Origin of the sequence: Streptomyces sp. ISL-36 (genome assembly GCF_018614205.1) — a bacterium.
Classification (GTDB): domain Bacteria; phylum Actinomycetota; class Actinomycetes; order Streptomycetales; family Streptomycetaceae; genus Streptomyces.
In genome coordinates, this window is sequence record NZ_JAGGOS010000019.1 from 39,457 (window position 1) to 55,215 (window position 15,759).

The 15,759-nt window shown below is 73.9% G+C and carries 13 protein-coding genes; 11 read left to right on the top strand and 2 right to left on the bottom strand.

All coding sequences use genetic code 11. The features are described 5' to 3' along the window. Window positions 1-92 precede the first annotated feature (92 nt). The 4 genes from J7E93_RS04925 to J7E93_RS04940 all read left to right on the top strand — a co-directional run bounded on the left by J7E93_RS04925 (window position 93) and on the right by J7E93_RS04940 (window position 6,170). On the top strand, window positions 93-1,451 hold the full coding sequence (locus J7E93_RS04925; protein WP_215066113.1) for an MFS transporter: 1,359 nt from the start codon (window positions 93-95) through the stop codon (window positions 1,449-1,451). 187 nt (window positions 1,452-1,638) lie between these two features. Beyond that, complete coding sequence (gene opcA / locus J7E93_RS04930) at window positions 1,639-2,628, top strand: glucose-6-phosphate dehydrogenase assembly protein OpcA (RefSeq protein ID WP_215066000.1); 990 nt, start codon at window positions 1,639-1,641, stop codon at window positions 2,626-2,628. A 518-nt stretch (window positions 2,629-3,146) separates the two neighbouring features. Beyond that, the gene (locus J7E93_RS04935) at window positions 3,147-3,902 is read left to right on the top strand and encodes an IclR family transcriptional regulator (protein ID WP_215066001.1); all 756 of its coding nucleotides are present in this window, start codon (window positions 3,147-3,149) and stop codon (window positions 3,900-3,902) included. Window positions 3,903-4,799: 897 nt separating this feature from the next. Then, window positions 4,800-6,170: an MFS transporter gene (locus J7E93_RS04940; protein WP_215066002.1), complete on the top strand. Its 1,371-nt coding sequence runs from the start codon at window positions 4,800-4,802 to the stop codon at window positions 6,168-6,170. A gap of 259 nt (window positions 6,171-6,429) precedes the next feature. On the opposite strand, the gene J7E93_RS04945 is transcribed toward J7E93_RS04940, so the two are convergent. Further along, window positions 6,430-7,620 (bottom strand): 4-hydroxybenzoate 3-monooxygenase, encoded by a 1,191-nt coding sequence (locus tag J7E93_RS04945; RefSeq protein WP_215066003.1) that lies wholly within the window; start codon window positions 7,618-7,620, stop codon window positions 6,430-6,432. 179 nt (window positions 7,621-7,799) lie between these two features. Between J7E93_RS04945 and J7E93_RS04950 the strand changes: the two genes are divergently transcribed. Next, complete coding sequence (locus J7E93_RS04950; RefSeq protein ID WP_251066055.1) at window positions 7,800-9,485, top strand: IclR family transcriptional regulator C-terminal domain-containing protein; 1,686 nt, start codon at window positions 7,800-7,802, stop codon at window positions 9,483-9,485. Between the two features lie 108 nt (window positions 9,486-9,593). On the opposite strand, the gene J7E93_RS04955 is transcribed toward J7E93_RS04950, so the two are convergent. Further along, the gene (locus J7E93_RS04955; RefSeq protein ID WP_215066004.1) at window positions 9,594-10,058 is read right to left on the bottom strand and encodes a MarR family winged helix-turn-helix transcriptional regulator; all 465 of its coding nucleotides are present in this window, start codon (window positions 10,056-10,058) and stop codon (window positions 9,594-9,596) included. A 150-nt stretch (window positions 10,059-10,208) separates the two neighbouring features. Between J7E93_RS04955 and J7E93_RS04960 the strand changes: the two genes are divergently transcribed. The 6 genes from J7E93_RS04960 to pcaD all read left to right on the top strand — a co-directional run bounded on the left by J7E93_RS04960 (window position 10,209) and on the right by pcaD (window position 15,734). Beyond that, entirely contained in the window at window positions 10,209-10,961 is a 753-nt protein-coding gene (locus tag J7E93_RS04960; protein ID WP_215066005.1) for a CoA transferase subunit A, read from the top strand. Further along, window positions 10,958-11,608 carry a CoA transferase subunit B gene (locus tag J7E93_RS04965; RefSeq protein WP_215066006.1) on the top strand — a complete coding sequence of 217 codons (651 nt, stop codon included), beginning with the start codon at window positions 10,958-10,960 and terminating at the stop codon, window positions 11,606-11,608. Before J7E93_RS04960 ends, J7E93_RS04965 begins: the two co-directional genes overlap by 4 nt. Before the next feature lie 210 nt (window positions 11,609-11,818). Continuing rightward, a complete protein-coding gene (pcaH, locus tag J7E93_RS04970; protein WP_215066007.1) occupies window positions 11,819-12,589 on the top strand; it encodes a protocatechuate 3,4-dioxygenase subunit beta in 771 nt (256 codons plus the stop codon). Window positions 12,590-12,622: 33 nt separating this feature from the next. After that, complete coding sequence (pcaG, locus tag J7E93_RS04975; protein WP_215066115.1) at window positions 12,623-13,222, top strand: protocatechuate 3,4-dioxygenase subunit alpha; 600 nt, start codon at window positions 12,623-12,625, stop codon at window positions 13,220-13,222. Then, the gene (pcaB, locus tag J7E93_RS04980) at window positions 13,219-14,589 is read left to right on the top strand and encodes a 3-carboxy-cis,cis-muconate cycloisomerase (RefSeq protein ID WP_215066008.1); all 1,371 of its coding nucleotides are present in this window, start codon (window positions 13,219-13,221) and stop codon (window positions 14,587-14,589) included. The genes pcaG and pcaB overlap by 4 nt, the downstream gene beginning before the upstream one ends. Continuing rightward, entirely contained in the window at window positions 14,586-15,734 is a 1,149-nt protein-coding gene (gene pcaD / locus J7E93_RS04985) for a 3-oxoadipate enol-lactonase (RefSeq protein WP_215066009.1), read from the top strand. The genes pcaB and pcaD overlap by 4 nt, the downstream gene beginning before the upstream one ends. The last annotated feature ends 25 nt before the right edge of the window (window positions 15,735-15,759 follow it).

Below are 15,759 nucleotides of genomic sequence, written 5' to 3' on the forward strand. Positions count from 1 at the left end.
CAGTTTATCGAAAGCACGACACCAGGGGAGGTCGCCAGGATCGAACGGTGTCGAAGAAACGGATCACCTCGCGCAACCGACCCCTCACGCTGATGTCCCTCGGACACGCCTGCGTGGACGTCTATCAGGGAGCGGTGGCCGCGCTGCTGCCGTTCTTCGTCGCCGAACGTGCCTACACCTACGCCGCGGCCTCCGGCGTCGTACTGGCGGCCTCGCTGCTGTCGTCGGTGGTGCAGCCGCTGTTCGGCGCGCTGACCGACAGACGGCCGCTGCCCTGGCTGCTGCCGGTGAGCGCGCTGCTGGGCGGCACCGGTGTCGCCCTGAGCGGCGTCGGCGACTCCTACGCCCTCACCCTCGCCGTGGTCGCCGTCTCCGGGATCGGCGTGGCCGCCTACCATCCCGAAGCGGCGCGGCTGGCGCGACAGGTGGGGCGCGGCCGGCACACGGCCATGGCCTGGTTCTCGCTCGGCGGCAACATCGGCTTCGCCGCCGCGCCGTTGCTGGTCTCCGCCGTCGTCGCCACCGGCGGCCTGCGCGCCTCCCCGCTCCTGGCGCTCCCCGCCCTGACCGGCGCTGGCCTGTGCGTGGCCGCGCTGCGGGCGGTCAGGACGTCCACTCCGCCGACCGTGCCCGACCGCGCGAAGGAGCTTGCTGGGGAGACGGCCTCCGCCCCCGCCCGTACGGGCACTGCCTCCGCCGGTACGGCCCCCGCCTCCGCCCCCGCCCGTACGGGCACTGCCTCCGCCGGTACGGCCCCCGCCTCCGCCCCCGCCCGTACGGGCACTGCCTCCGCCGGTACGCCCCCCGCCTCCGTCCCTACGGCCGACGCCTCCGTCCCTACGGCCGATGCGCCCGCGCGCCCGTCCGGCGCCGCAGCGCGTGGGGCGGTCGGCGCGGACGACTGGGTGTCCTTCGCGAAGCTGTCCGCCGCCGTGGTCTGCCGCTCGATCGTCTTCACCGGACTGAGCGCCTTCCTCTCCCTCTACGCCCGCGAGCGCGTCGGGGAAGGGCAAGCCACCGGCACGGCCGCGCTGTTCGTGCTCTACCTCGGCGGCGCGGTGGGCACGGTGGCCGGCGGCAGGCTGGCCGACCGGTACAGCCGCGTCACGGTCGTCCGCCGGTCCTACGCCCTGACCGTCCTCGCCGTGGCGGGTGTCGTCCTCGTCCCTGGCCCGCTCCTCCTTCTGTTCGTCGCGCTCGCTTCCGCGGGTCTGTACGTTCCCTTCTCCCTGCACGTGACCCTCGGGCAGGACTACCTGCCTCGGCGGGTGGGCACCGCGAGCGGCGTGACCCTGGGCCTGACCGTCAGCATCGGTGGCCTCGCGGCTCCTCTCCTCGGTGCCGTGGCCGATGCGGCGTCCCTGCAGACGGCCCTGGCGCCGCTGATCGCACTGCCGGCGCTGGGCTGGTTCCTCCTGCGCACTCTGCGCGAGCCCGACGCGGTGGGTTGACCCCTCGTCCCGTTCGGCTGACAGTCCCACCGGTACGCGTCACGGCGCCCCGCCCCGCAGTGGAGGGGTGACGGTTTTCGGCCACGGAGCGTCGTTCGACGGGTGGAAACCGGCCGTATGGAAGATCCTCGATCCATCGAGCGCTTACCGGGACAGAGGTACGCGACGGAAGGAACGGGCGCCGGACATGAAGATCGATCTCACCGACACCACATCCGGCAAGATCAACAAGGCGATCCTGGAGGGGCGACGGGCCGTCGGCACACCGGCAGTCGGTGTGGTGCTCACCCTCATCATCGTCACCGACGAGGAGAACGCCTACGACGCGCTGAGAGCCGCCAGCGAGGCCTCGCGCGAGCACCCCTCCCGCACCCTTGTCGTCATCAAGCGCCATGCCCGTTCGCCGCGCGGGCGGCACGAGGCCCGGCTGGACGCCGAGATCCGCGTGGGCGGCGACGCCGGCTCCGGCGAGACCGTCGTCCTGCGGCTGCACGGCGAACTCGGCGCACGCGCCGACTCCGTGGTCCTGCCACTGCTGCTGCCCGACGCACCCGTCGTCGTCTGGTGGCCGGTCGACGCCCCCGACGTCCCCTCCGAGGACCCGCTCGGCGCGCTCGCCCAGCGCCGTATCACCGACGCCTACGCCGTCGAGGACCCGCTGGCGGCGCTCGACGCCCGCGCCGCGTCGTACGCCCCCGGCGACACGGACCTGGCCTGGACCCGGCTCACCCCTTGGCGCTCGATGCTCGCCGCGGCGCTGGACCAGGCTCGTACGACGGTCGTCTCGGCGGCGGTGGAGAGCGAGGCCGACAATCCCAGCGCCGAACTCCTCGCCCGCTGGTTCGCGGACCGGCTGCGGGTCCCGGTCGAGCGAGTCGTCACGGAAGGGCCGGTCGTGACGGCCGTACGCCTGGGCACCCCCGACGGCGAGATCATGATCGACCGGCCCGAGGGGCCGGTGGCCAGGCTGACCATCCCCGGCCAGCCCAGCCGAGTCCTCGCGCTGAAGGTGCGGACGACAGCCGAACTGATCGCGGAGGAACTGCGCAGGCTCGACCCCGACGAGATCTACGCCTCCGCGCTGCGGGCGGAGGTGACATCCCCGCCCGCCGCCGTGCTCGCGCCGCCGGCCCCGCCCGAGGCGCCGGAGGCGCCTCCTGCGCCGAGTGGAGCCTGACGGCGGTGGTGGCGGCCCTCAGGCGGTGAAGCGGCGGACGTACCGCTTCCGCCAGGGCGTTTCGACGGCCGGGGTTCGTGGCGGTCCGGCGCGCGAGGCAGGCCGGTGCCGATCCGGCGCGGCGAGGCAGGCCGGTGCCGTGCCGGTCCGGCCCGATGCCGGCCCCCGGCGGGCGATCTCCACGCGCCGGCCGGCGGCCCCTGCCATGCCTCGCCGAGGACGGCCCCGGCCTGGTCGGGATCGCCGGCCGGCCGGAAGTCCGGTGGGCGCCCGCCGAGCGGAGGGACGGCGAAGGCCCACGTCGGTCCCGGCGGGAGCAGGCGCCGAAGTCCGCGCCCCTGGACCAGGGGGCGGAGGGAGGCCGCAGGACGCCGGGGGGTCGACGGTCGCCCCCGGAGGTCGGGGCCCGGTCGATTCGCCGGGCTGTGTGCGAAATCTCGAACACCGGAGGCCGTTTCCGGGGATAAGGTGGCGTCCGCCGCGGGGGCAGGCCGCGGACGGACTGAAGGGGGAAACAGGTGCCGCGTCTCACGCCCGCCGTCGTGCGGAGCCTGGACATCCTGGAGTTGTTCATCGACGCACGCGAGGGGCTGTCCGCTCCCGACGTGGCGCGGCGCACCGGGCTTCCCCGGACGACCGTGCACGAGATCCTGACGACGCTGGCCGCCCGCGCGTACCTGAAGCGGGACGAGGCCACGGCCACGTACCACCTGGGGCTGAGCGTCTTCCGGCTGGGCAACGCCTTCGCAGAGCGGCTCGACCTGCACGCCGTCGGACTGGGCGTGGCCCGCGCGGTCTCCGAGGCGTGCGACGAGACGGTCCACGTCGCGATTCTGGACGGCGCCGACGTGGTCTACGTCTGCAAGGTGGACAGTACGCAGTCGGTCCGGATGGTCTCCCGGGCGGGCGGCCGTGTGCCGGCCCACTGCACGGCGGTCGGCAAGGCGCTCCTGGCGCATCTGCCGCCGGACGAACTGCGGCGGCTGCTGGAGCGCGAACTGCCGGGTCTGACGCCGAACACCATCACCGAACCCGATGCGCTCGCCCGCCAGTTGGCGGAGATCGGCACGTCGGGACTCGCCTTCGAGTACGGAGAGTCCAACCCGCACGTGTCGTGCGTCGCGGCGCCCGTGCGCGACCACACCGGCACGGTGGTGGCCGCGCTGAGCATCTCCGTGCCCGACATGCGCTGGAAGCAGCGTCCGGAGGAGGAGTGGGCGACCCTCGCCGCGGACGGCGCCCGCCGCCTGAGCACGGAACTGGGCTCCGTCTGACCCACGACGCCGACTCCGCGCCGGGACCCGACCCCACCACCCGGGCCCGGCCGCAGATGACGGATGCGGCCCCCTCTCGCCACCTCGCCGTCCGGGCGGGCCAGTCGGTTCGTGATCGCCGCCCGGTGCTCGGGTCAGGCCGGCGGCCGGGGGCCCGCCTTGACCGCCTCCCGGGTCGCCTCGCGCAGGCACCGACGCTCTCCATGCGCTGCCGGACGAGGTGGGGCGGTCGCTTCTGCGGGAGCCTGAGCCGATCCGTCACCGGGGCGCGTTCGACGAAGCCCGCCGTCCATGGGGTGATCCGGCCCGTCCCGCGCAGGCCGCGTGGACGTCCGTGGCGTCACCTCCGCGTCACCGCAGGTGGTGCCTCTCGGTCGTGGCACCCAGGAGGCCGCGCCCGACTGTCCGCACGGGGCACACGTGACCCGGTCGGGGACGACCGCGGGGCCGCGCCGCCTCGCGAGTGCCGCTGTCGGTCCCGTCGCACGCCATGCACGGCCTGACGGACGGCCGGCAGCTCAAGGTGCCGCGGGGGGTGCGCGATCAGGGCGCCCTCGGTGAGTGGAGCCCGGTCCCGTCCTCCCGGGCGATGGGGCCGCCGGCCTCCTCCCGTACTGCTGTGTCGGTCGGCGCATCCGCCAGGGCAGCCCCCGGTCGTGGCTGCGGTGCTCCGAAGAGCAGGCGCGGCCGCGGTGAACCCGACCTCCCGCGTGCGGCCCCGCCTTCCGGCGAAGCTCCGACCAGGCGGCCCCGGGGCCCTTCCGGTCCCGGCCCGGAATCCGCCCGCGCCCAACTCATTGACACCCGTACGTCTCGCCCCGACACTCATGCCACCCATCAGTGAACCAAACTTCACCACGCGAACGAGACTCGCATTACGGCCTTCAAGGGACCCACATGACCTCCGCCTCCGCCTCCGCTTCCACCTCCGCCCCGCCCGGCGGCCCCCACACCCTCCGCACGGTCTTCCCGGTGCTCGCGCTGTGCTGGCTGGCCGTGTTCTTCGACGGCATGGACGTCAACATCTACGGCGCGGTGATGCCGCACATGCTCGACGACGCCGGCCTCGGGCTGACCCCTGCCGGTGCCGGCACCATCGGCAGCTGGACCACCTTCGGCATGCTCATCGGCGCGCTGGCGGCGGGGAACGTCACCGACTGGCTCGGGCGCCGGCCCATGCTCGTCGCCAGTGTGGTGCTCTTCTCCGTCGGCTCCGGCCTCTGCGCGCTGGCCGGAGACGTCACCCTCTTCGGTGCGGGCCGCTTCGTCGCCGGCCTCGGCCTCGGCGGGCTCATGCCGCTCTGCCTGGCCATGGTCCTCGAATTCGCCCCGCCCCGCCGGGCCGCGCTCATGACGGGACTACTGATGACCTCGTACCACGCCGGCGGCATGGCGGCGACCGGTCTCGGGCTGACCCTGGCGCCCGCCGCGGGCTGGCGGTGGGTGTTCTGGGCGGGCGTCCTGCCGGCCGTGATCGCCGTCCCGATGCTCCTCAAGCTGCTGCCGGAGTCGCCCGGCGTGCTGCTCGCCCGCGGCGAGCGGGAACGCGCCGACGCGGTCGCCGACCGCTACGGCCTCACGCGCCCGACCCCCGTCGAGGCCCCGCGCGCCGGCGCACGGGGACGGATCGACGCGATACGCGCGCTGCTGCGCCCCGAGTCCCGGTGGGCCACCCCGCTGCTCTGGTTGGCGTCCTTCTGCGGACTGCTCCTCGTCTACGGAGTTTCCACCTGGCTCCCGCAGATGATGCGGGCGTCCGGCTACGGGCTCAACTCCTCGGTCAGCTTCCTGATGGTCATCAACGCCGGCGGCATCGTCGGCATGCTCATCGCGGGCCGCACCGCCGACCGGTTCGGCGCCGTACGGGTCTCCGCGATCTGGTTCGTCCTCACGGCGGCGGGCGCCCTGCTGCTCAAGGCCCAGCTGCCGCTGGGTGTCACCTACGTCGTCGTCGCCGTCACGGGCGTGTGGCTCTTCAGCGCTCAGGTGATGGTCTACGCGGCCACCGGCACCGTCTACCGCGACAGCGAGCGCGCCGCGGGCCTCGGCCTGGTCACCGGCGTGGGCCGCACCGGCGCCGTCGTCGGCCCGTGGCTGGTCGGTGTGCTCGCCTCGAACGGCAACCAGAGCTGGGGCTTCACCACCTTCGCCCTCGCCGGCCTCGTGGGCGCGGCCGCCATCTCGCTCGTCCCGCTCGCCCTCAGGCTCGGGCGCGGCGCCGACCGGAAGGCCCCCGCGCCTGCACCCGTCGGCCTTGCCCAGGACTGAGACGTTCCCGGCCCGATCCCGGTCCGGTCCCAGTCCCGGCCGGCGGCAAGACGCCGGGGACGCCGGGGACGCCCGGGACGCCCGGGACGCGGGAAGGCCGGCCCGTCGAGGGACGTCCCTCGACGGGCCGGCCTCATGCGCCCAGCTCGCGGCCCCGCGGCCCGGTGCCCAGCTGGGGGCGCCCCACCCGGTGCCTCCCGCACGCGCGCGCAGCGGCCCGGAGGCCCGCCTCGCCGCGCTCACGGGACGGGCCCGGCGGTCAGCCCTGCGTCTGGAGGGGCAGGCCGACGTAGTTCTCCGCCAGTTCGGCGGCGGCGTGCGGCGCGTCCGCGATCCGGTGGAGCTGGGAGAGCTGGAGCCGGGTGTCGAACGCCGACTGCTCGGGATCGGTGTGCAGCGTCGTCGTCATCGAGTACGAGAAGTGCTCCGCCCGCCAGACACGCCGCAGGCAGGTGTCGGAGTAGGTGTCGAGAAGCCCGGTCGAACCGGTGGAGGACCAGTGGGCCAGCGCACGGGCCAGCACGATCACGTCGGCGGCGGCGAGGTTGAGCCCCTTCGCACCGGTCGGGGGGACGATGTGCGCCGCGTCCCCGGCGAGGAGGAGCCGTCCGTAGCGCATCGGCTCCGTCACCGAACTGCGCATCGGCAGCACCGACTTCTGGGTGACAGGCCCGCGCTTCAGCCGCCACTCCGGCTCTGCGGCGAGCGCGAGACGGGCGTCCAGTTCGTCCCAGATCCGCTCGTCGGGCCAGTCGGCCGGGTCGGTGCCGTTCTCGACCTGGAGGTAGAGCCGGCTCACGGACGGCGAGCGCATGCTGGCGAGCGCGAAACCCCGCTCGGAGTGCGCGTACACCAACTCGTCGTACACGGGCGGCGCCTCGGCGAGGATGCCGAGCCAGGAGTACGGATAGGTCCGCTCGTACGTCGTGCGCTCGCGCTCCGGCACGGCCGCCCGCGAGACCCCGTGAAAGCCGTCGCAGCCGACCACGTAGTCGCAGGTCAGCGTCTGCTCGCGGCCCTCGTGGGTGTAGCGGATCACCGGACGGTCGCTGTCCACGGCCTCCACGGCCCGCACCTCGGCGTCGAAGAGCAGCGGGCCGCCCTCGGTGAGTTGGAGCGCGATCAGGTCCTTGACCACCTCGGTCTGCGCATAGACCCACACCCGGCGGCCGTCGGCGAGCGAGGGGAAGTCCACCCGGTGGGAGCGTCCGTCGAAGCGCAGCTCTATGCCGTCGTGGGCGAGGCCCTCGGTGTCGAGCCGGGCCCCGGCCCCGGCGTCGCGCAGGGCGTCGACGGTGGCCTGTTCGAGGATTCCGGCGCGCTGGCGCTGCTCCACATAGACGCGGTCGCGGCGTTCCAGGACCACGGAGTCGATGCCGGCGTTGTGGAGCAGGCGGGCGAGCAGCAGGCCGGCGGGGCCGCCGCCGATGATCCCGACGGTCGTGTGCATGCAAGGTCTCCTCATCAAGCCGCGGGTACTGTTGTTCGTATAGTGAAGAAAAGTTCACAGAGTGGCGGCGCCGAGTCTGCGCCCGCGGTGGGCGGCTGTCAATGCCCTCCGCGGGGACGCGCTGGGCCCGCACGCCCGCCATTCATTACGGTGTCCCCAAGATCCGTCAGGGAGAGCCCATGCCACCGACCCGAACCGCGCCGGCCCCGGGGGCCGAGGCGCCGCCGGACGTTCCGCAGGAAGCCGTCGCCCCGCTGATGCGTGGGCTCGCCGTGCTGCGCCGGCTCACCGACGCCGACGGAACCCTCAGCCTCAGCGACCTGGAGCGCACGACCGGCCTGGCCCGCTCCACCGTCGACCGGGTCACCGGCACGCTCGCGCGCATGGGATACGTACGACTCGACGGCCGTGACGTCTTCCTCGCCCCCCGCCTCATGGAACTGGGCAACGCCTATCTCGACGCGCTCCGCCTCCCCGGCCTCCTGGGCGGACCCGCCGACGCCCTCGCCGACGCCCTCGACGAGTCGGTCTCCCTCGCCGTCGCCGACGGCGACGGCATCCGCTTCGTCCACCAGGCCACCCGCCGGCGCGCGATGTCCCTCAGCTTCCGTATCGGCGACCTGCTGCCCGCCGAACGCACCGCCCCCGGCGCGCTGTTCGCCGCCGACTGGACCGAGGCGGAGTGGGAGCGCTGGCGCGCCCGCCGCGCCGCCGACCCGCACAGCTCCGGCTTTCCCGCCGTGCCGCCCGGGCCCGGGCCGGACGCCGAGGAGTTCGCGGCCCGAGCGGCGCGGGCGGCCGAGCGCGGCTGGGCGGTGGACGACCAGCTCATCGAGCCCGGCCTGATCGCCCTGGCCCTGCCCGTACGGGACGCGGCGGGCGCCGTGGTCTGCGTGGCCAGCATCGTGAGCCACACCAGCCGCCACACGGCCTCCTCCCTCCGCGAGGCGATGCTGCCCCGGCTCCGCACGGCCGTGGCGGGATGGGAGGAGCTGCTGCGGCGTACACCGCCCGCGCCGCGAGCCGGACAGGCGCCGCCCTCGGGCCTCGCCGCCTGGACGCACGCCTCGAAGCAGGAACTCGGCCGCGGCTTCGTCGAGTCGCTCGCGCGCGGCCTCACGGTCCTGACCGCCTTCGGCGAGGACCGGGCGGCCCTTCCCCTGACCGCCGTCGCCGAGGCCACCGGCCTCGCCCGCGCCACCGCGCGGCGCGCCCTGATCACGCTCGAGCACCTCGGATACGTCAGCGCCGACGGCCGCCTGTTCCGGCTCACCCCTCGCGTGCTCGCGCTCGGCTTCCCCCACCTCTCCCGGATGCCGCTGCCGCAGATCGCGGCGCCCCATCTCGCCGAGCTGTCCCGGCGGGTGCACGACTCGGCGTCCCTCGCGGTACTCGCCGGCGAGGACGTGCGCTACACCGCCCGTGTCGCCACCCGGCGGATCATGAGCGTCCACATCACCGTCGGCACGCGCTTCCCCGCCCATGCCACCTCGCTGGGCCGGGTGATGCTCGCCGACCTTCCGCCCGAGGAGCGCGCCGACTGGCTCGCGCGCGTCGAACCGCGGGCGCTCACCCCGCACACGGTCACCGGGCGCGAGGAACTCGCCGACATCCTGGAGCGGGTGAGGGAGCAGGGGTACGCCCTCGTCGACGAGGAGCTGGAACAGGGGCTGCGGTCCATCGCCGTACCGGTGCGCGACCGCGCCGGCGCGGTCGTGGCGGCGGTCAACGTGGCCATGCACAGCAGCCGCCGCAGCACGCGGGAGTGCGTCGACGAGGTGCTGCCCGAGCTGCGCGCCGCGGTCGCGCGGATCGAGGAGGACCTGCGCACGGCAGGGCGGTTCGCCCACGTGCCGGAGGTGTGACGCCCACGTGTCGGAGGTGTGACGACCCGTCCCGCGCGGTTCAGGCCCCAGGTCCGGTGGAGCTCAGGCCCCAGGTCCGCGCACCTCGGGCCTCAGGCCCCGCGCAGCTCAGGCCGTGGGGACGAGGGGATCCGCCGGGGTGCGCAGCTGTTCCGCCGCGTCCGACACCCGCAGCAGCAGGCTCATGAACTGCGCCTGCTCCTCGGTGGAGAGCGGCGCCAGGAAGACCTGGTTCATCCGCGCCGTGCGCACCGTCAGCCTGCGGTGCGTCCGTTCCCCCTCCTCGGTCAGGCGCAGCAGGAAACGGCGGCCGTCCTCCGGGTCGCGCACCTTGTCGAGCAGGCCGCGGCGGAGGAGGCGGCTGACGACCTCGGCGATGGTCGAGCGGTCGAGCCCCACCCGCTCGCCCACGGTCCGCTGATCGAGCCCGGGCTCGGCCGTGAGGGCGTTGAGCACACCGAACTGCGGGGAGGTGATCTCCTCCGAGACCATCGTGTTCCACAGCAGATGGTGTGCCTGCTGGAGCCGCCGGGCCAGGTGCCCGGGATGGGTGGTCAGATCCACCGCGGCCATGGTGTGCCTCCCACTTGTTCGTCGGTGCACTGAACAATACGCGCCCGGCGTCGGCTCCTCCCGGGACTGTTGACGGTGGAGCCCGCGAATGCCAGCATGACGCCATCGACGCAGATGCTCAGTGCACTGATTAATTCGGAGGCTTCTCGTATGGACAAGGTGGTCGCGTCGGCGGCCGAGGCGGTGGCCGACGTTCACGACGGAGCGTCGCTCGCCGTGGGTGGCTTCGGCCTCAGCGGCGTACCGAACGTACTGATCGAGGCCGTGTACGAGCGCGGCGTCGCGGAGCTGGGCGTCGTGTCGAACAACTGCGGTGCCATGGACTCCGGCCTCGCGGTGTTGCTGGCGGCGGGGCGGATCGCGCGGGTGACGGGGTCGTACATCGGGGCGAACAAGGAGTTCGCCCGGCAGTACCTGGCCGGCGAGCTGGAGGTGGAGTTGATCCCGCAGGGCACGCTGGCGGAACGACTGCGCGCGGGAGGCTGCGGAATCCCGGCGTTCTACACGCCGGCCGGCGTCGGTACGCAGGTGGCGGAGGGCGGACTGCCCTGGCGCTACGACGGGCAGGGCGGCGTCGCGCTCGCCTCGCCCGCGAAGGAGGTGCGGGAGTTCGAGGGCACCGAGTACGTCCTGGAGCGCGGCATCCGCACCGACTTCGCACTCGTCCGCGCCGCCCAGGGGGACCGGCACGGGAACCTGGTCTTCAACAAGTCGGCGCGGAACTTCAATCCGCTGGCCGCGATGGCCGGCAAGGTCACGATCGCCGAGGTGGAGGAGCTGGTCGAGCCCGGCGAGCTCGACCCCGACCGGATCCATCTGCCCGGGATCTTCGTCCAGCGTGTCATCGCGCTCACCCCCGCACAGGCGGCCGACAAGCGGATAGAGAAGAGGACCACGCGATGAGCTGGAGCCGCGAGCAGATGGCCGCCCGCGCCGCGCACGAGCTGAAGGACGGCCAGTACGTCAACCTCGGCATCGGCCTGCCGACGCTCATCCCCAACCACCTCCCGGACGGTGTGGAGGTGGTGCTCGAGTCCGAGAACGGCATCCTGGGCACCGGCCCGTACCCGGCCGAGCACGAGGTCGACCCGGACCTCGTCAACGCCGGCAAGGAGACCGTCACGGTCCTGCCCGGCGCCTCCTACTTCGACTCCGCGCTCTCCTTCGGGATGATCCGGGGCGGTCACATCGATGTCGCCGTGCTCGGTGCCATGCAGGTCTCCGCCCGCGGTGACCTCGCCAACTGGGCCGTCCCAGGAAAGCTGATCACCGGGATCGGCGGAGCGATGGACCTCGTCCACGGTGCCCGCACCGTCATCGTCGTGATGACCCACACCGCCAAGGACGGCACCCCGAAGATCGTCGAGGAGTGCACCCTCCCGCTGACCGGCCGGAACTGCGTCGACCGGATCATCACCGATCTCGGCGTCCTCGACGTCACCGAGGACGGCCTCGTCCTGACCGAGACCGCACCCGGTGTCGACCCCGACGAGATCCTCGCCAGGACGGCCGCGAAGGTCCGCCGCGCCCTCGACCTCCCCGCGCGCTGAAGCCGCACCCCCCGGAGGCCGACCCACCGACCCGCGAAGACACCCCGATTCACGCCGACACACCGACCGACCCAGGCCGACACACCGGTCCACGCCGAGACACCGCCCCAGGCCGACACACCGGTCCACCCCGACACTCCGACCGACCCAGGCGGACACACCGGTCCAGCCGACACACCGACCCGCGCAGACACCGACCCAGGGAAACCCATGGCCCTCACCCAGTCGGACATCGACACCGAGATCGACGACCTGCAGAGCACCTACGACAAGGAGTTGGCCGCCGGCGCCGCGGCCCGCAGCCACCCGGCCCGCGACTACGCCCCGTACCGCAGCTCCCTGCTCCGTCACCCACGGCAGCCGCTCGTGGCCGTCGACGGCGGCGACCCGGAGACGGTGGAGCTCTCCGGCCCCGTCTTCGGCCCGACCGACATCACCGAGATCGACAACGACCTCACCCGCCAGCACCCGGGCGAACCCCTCGGCGAGCGGATCACCGTCTCCGGACGCCTCCTCGACCGCGCCGGCCGCCCGGTGCGCGGTCAGCTCGTCGAGCTGTGGCAGGCCAACGCCTCCGGCCGGTACGCCCATCTGCGCGACCAGCACCCGGCCCCCCTCGACCCCAACTTCACCGGCGTCGGCCGCACCCTCACCGACGACGCGGGCCGCTACACCTTCACGACGATCAAGCCGGGCGCGTACCCGTGGCGCAACCACACCAACGCCTGGCGCCCCGCCCACATCCACTTCTCGCTCTTCGGCACCGCGTTCACCCAGCGGCTCGTGACGCAGATGTACTTCCCCGGCGACCCGCTCTTCGCCTACGACCCGATCCTGCGCTCGGTCACCGACCGGGCCGCCCGCGAGCGGCTCGTCGCCACCTACCGGCACGAGCTGTCGCAGCCCGAGTTCTCGCTCGGCTACGAGTGGGACATCGTGCTCGACGGCCCCTCCGCCACCTGGATCGAGGAAGGACGCTGACGCGCGATGAGCGAGACGAGCGAGACGAGCGAGATGCCTGAGACGAACGGGACGAGCGAGTCGGGGAAGCCGCTCCTCCCCACCCCGTCCCACACCGTCGGCCCCTTCTACGGCTACGCCCTGCCCTTCCCCGACGGCGGACAGATAGCGCCGAAGGGCCATCCGGAGCAGATCACCCTGCACGGGTACGTGTACGACGGCGCGGGCGCCCCCGTCCCCGACGCGGTCCTCGACTTCTGGCAGGCGGCCCCCGACGGCTCCCTCACGGGCGCACCCGGATCGATGCGCCGGGATCCCGTGACCGGCGGCCATCTCGGCCGCAACGGAACCGACTTCACCGGTTTCGGACGCGTCGCCACGGACGCCGACGGCCACTACGCGCTCCACACGCTGCCGCCCGGCAACGCGGGGCTGCCGTACATCAGCGTCTGCGTCTTGGCACGCGGACTGCTGCACCACCTCTTCACCCGCGCCTATCTGCGGGACGGCGCCGATCCGCTGCTCGACTCGCTGCCCGCAGGGCGCCGGGCCACGCTGGTCGCACGGCCCGACGAGAACGGCACGCATCGCACGCACCGCTTCGACATCCGCCTCCAGGGCGAGGACGAAACGGTCTTCCTGGAGTTCGTATGACACCCGTCGTCACCCCCTCCGTCGTCACCGACAGCGGCCTGCTCGCCCCCGGGCGAGCAGGCTCCCCGGCCGAGGCCGCGACCGGTGACACCGCGTTCCTGCGCGCGATGATCGACGCGGAGACGGCGCTCACCCGCGCCCAGGCGGCCGTCGGCCAGGCACCGGCCGAGGCCGCCGACGCGGTCACCGAGGCCGCCGGCCACCCCTTCGACGTGCGTGACCTCGCCCTGCGCGCCCGCGACGGCGGAAACCCCGTCATCCCGCTCGTCGCCGAACTCACGGCCGCCGTACCGGGGGAGTGGGGAGCGTACGTCCATCGCGGCGCGACCAGTCAGGACATCATGGACACCGCGATGATGCTGATCGCGCGCCGCGCGCTGGGCCTGATCCTGGGCGACCTCGACCGTACGCAGCGGGCGCTGGCCGCCCTCGCCGCCGCCCACCGCGACACGGCGATGCCCGGCCGCACCCTCACCCAGCACGCCGTGCCGACCACCTTCGGCCTCAAGGCCGCGGGCTGGCGCTCCCTGATCCTCGACGCCCGTGACCGGCTGCACACCGTACGGGACTCCCTCCCCGCCCAACTCGGCGGCGCCGCAGGGACCCTGGCCGCCTTCGAGGCGTACGGCGAGGGGGACAGGGACGGGCAGGCGAGCGCGAGCGTGGCTCAGCGTCTCGTCGCCGCCTACGCCCACGAGACGGGCCTGGCCGTACCCTCGCTGCCCTGGCACGTCCTGCGCACTCCGATCGCCGACCTCGCGGGCGCCCTCGCCTTCACCGCAGGAGCCCTCGGCAAGACCGCCGCCGACGTCCTCACCCTCTCCCGCACCGAGATCGCCGAGGTGACGGAGGGCTCGGGGGGAGGGTCCTCGGCGATGCCGCACAAGGCGAACCCCGTCCGTGCCACCCTCGTCGCCGCGGCCGCCCGCCGGGCCCCGCACCTCGCCGCCTCCCTCTACGCCTCCATGGCGGCGGAGGACGAGCGCCCGGCCGGCGCCTGGCACGCCGAGTGGGAGCCCCTGCGCGACCTGCTCCGCCTCGTCGGCGGCGCCGCTCGCGACGCCGCCGAGCTGGCCGCGGGACTCCGCATCCACCCGGACACCATGCGCGAACACCTCCACCTCACCGGCGGCTCGATCGTCTCCGAGCGCCTCTCCGCCGCCCTCGCCCCCCTGCTGGGGCGCGCCCGCGCCAGAGAACTCCTCACCACCCTCGCCCACCGCGCCCGCGACGAGAACCGACCGCTCACCGAACTGCTGGGAGAAGAAGACGAGTTGGCGGGAATCGACCTCGCCGAGCTCACCGACCCCACCCGCTGCACCGGCTCCGCCGGAGCCCTGACCGACCGCGCACTGGAGCGACCGTGACCACCACCCAGCCACGCGGGGCACTCCTGCACCACCGCGCCGAAGGGCCGGCCACCGCGCCCGTCCTGATCCTCGGCCCTTCGCTGGGCACGTCCACCGCCCTCTGGGACGCGCTCGCGCCCGAACTGTCGGCCACCCACCGCGTCGTCCGCTGGGACCTGCCCGGCCACGGCGGCTCCCCGGCCTCCCTCATCGGGCCGGGAGCGACGGTGGGCGACCTCGCCGGGCTCGTCCTCGACCTCGCCGACGCGCTCGGCGCCGACCGATTCGGGTACGCCGGCGTCTCCCTCGGCGGAGCCGTCGGCCTCCACCTGGCCGCCCATCACCCCGAGCGGGTGGAGCGTCTCGCCGTCCTCTGCTCCTCCGCCCACTTCGGCGGCGCCGCTCGCTGGGAGGAGCGCGCCGCGACCGTACGGAGGGAGGGCCTGGCGGCACTCGCCCAGACCGCCGACGCCCGCTGGTTCACGCCCGGTTTCACCGTGCCCGCCCTGGTCGAGGACCACCGCAAGGCCGACCCGGGGGCGTACGCCGCATGCTGCGACGCGCTCGCCGCCTTCGACCTGCGCGACCGGCTCGCCTCGATCAGCGCGCCGACCCTGCTCGTCGCCGGCCGTGAGGATCCGGCGACCCCGCCCGCCCACCTGCGGGAGATCGCGGACGCGGTGCCCGGGTCGGCCCTCACCGAGATCCCGGGCGCCTCCCATCTCGCGCCGGCCGAGCAGCCCGAGGCCGTCCTGGCCGCGCTGCGCGCCCACTTCGCGGACGGCGGCGCGAAACGGGGCATGCGGGTGCGCCGCGACGTCCTCGGCGACGCGCACGTCGACAGGGCGCAGGCCCGCCAGACGGCCTTCACCGCCCCCTTCCAGGACTTCATCGCACGCTACGCCTGGGGCGAGATCTGGACCGACACCACCCTCTCGCGCCGCGACCGGAGCCTGGTCACCCTCACCGCGCTGGTGGCCCACGGCCACCTCGACGAGCTGGCGCTGCACGTACGGGCCGCGCGGCGCAACGGACTGAGCCCCGAGGAGATCGGCGCCGTGCTGCTCCAGACGGCGGTGTACTGCGGTGTGCCGGCTGCCAACGCGGCCTTCGCCGTCGCCCAGCGCACGCTGACCGAGGACGACGACACGCCGACGGGCTGAACGCGCCACCGACGGCCCCGCCGCG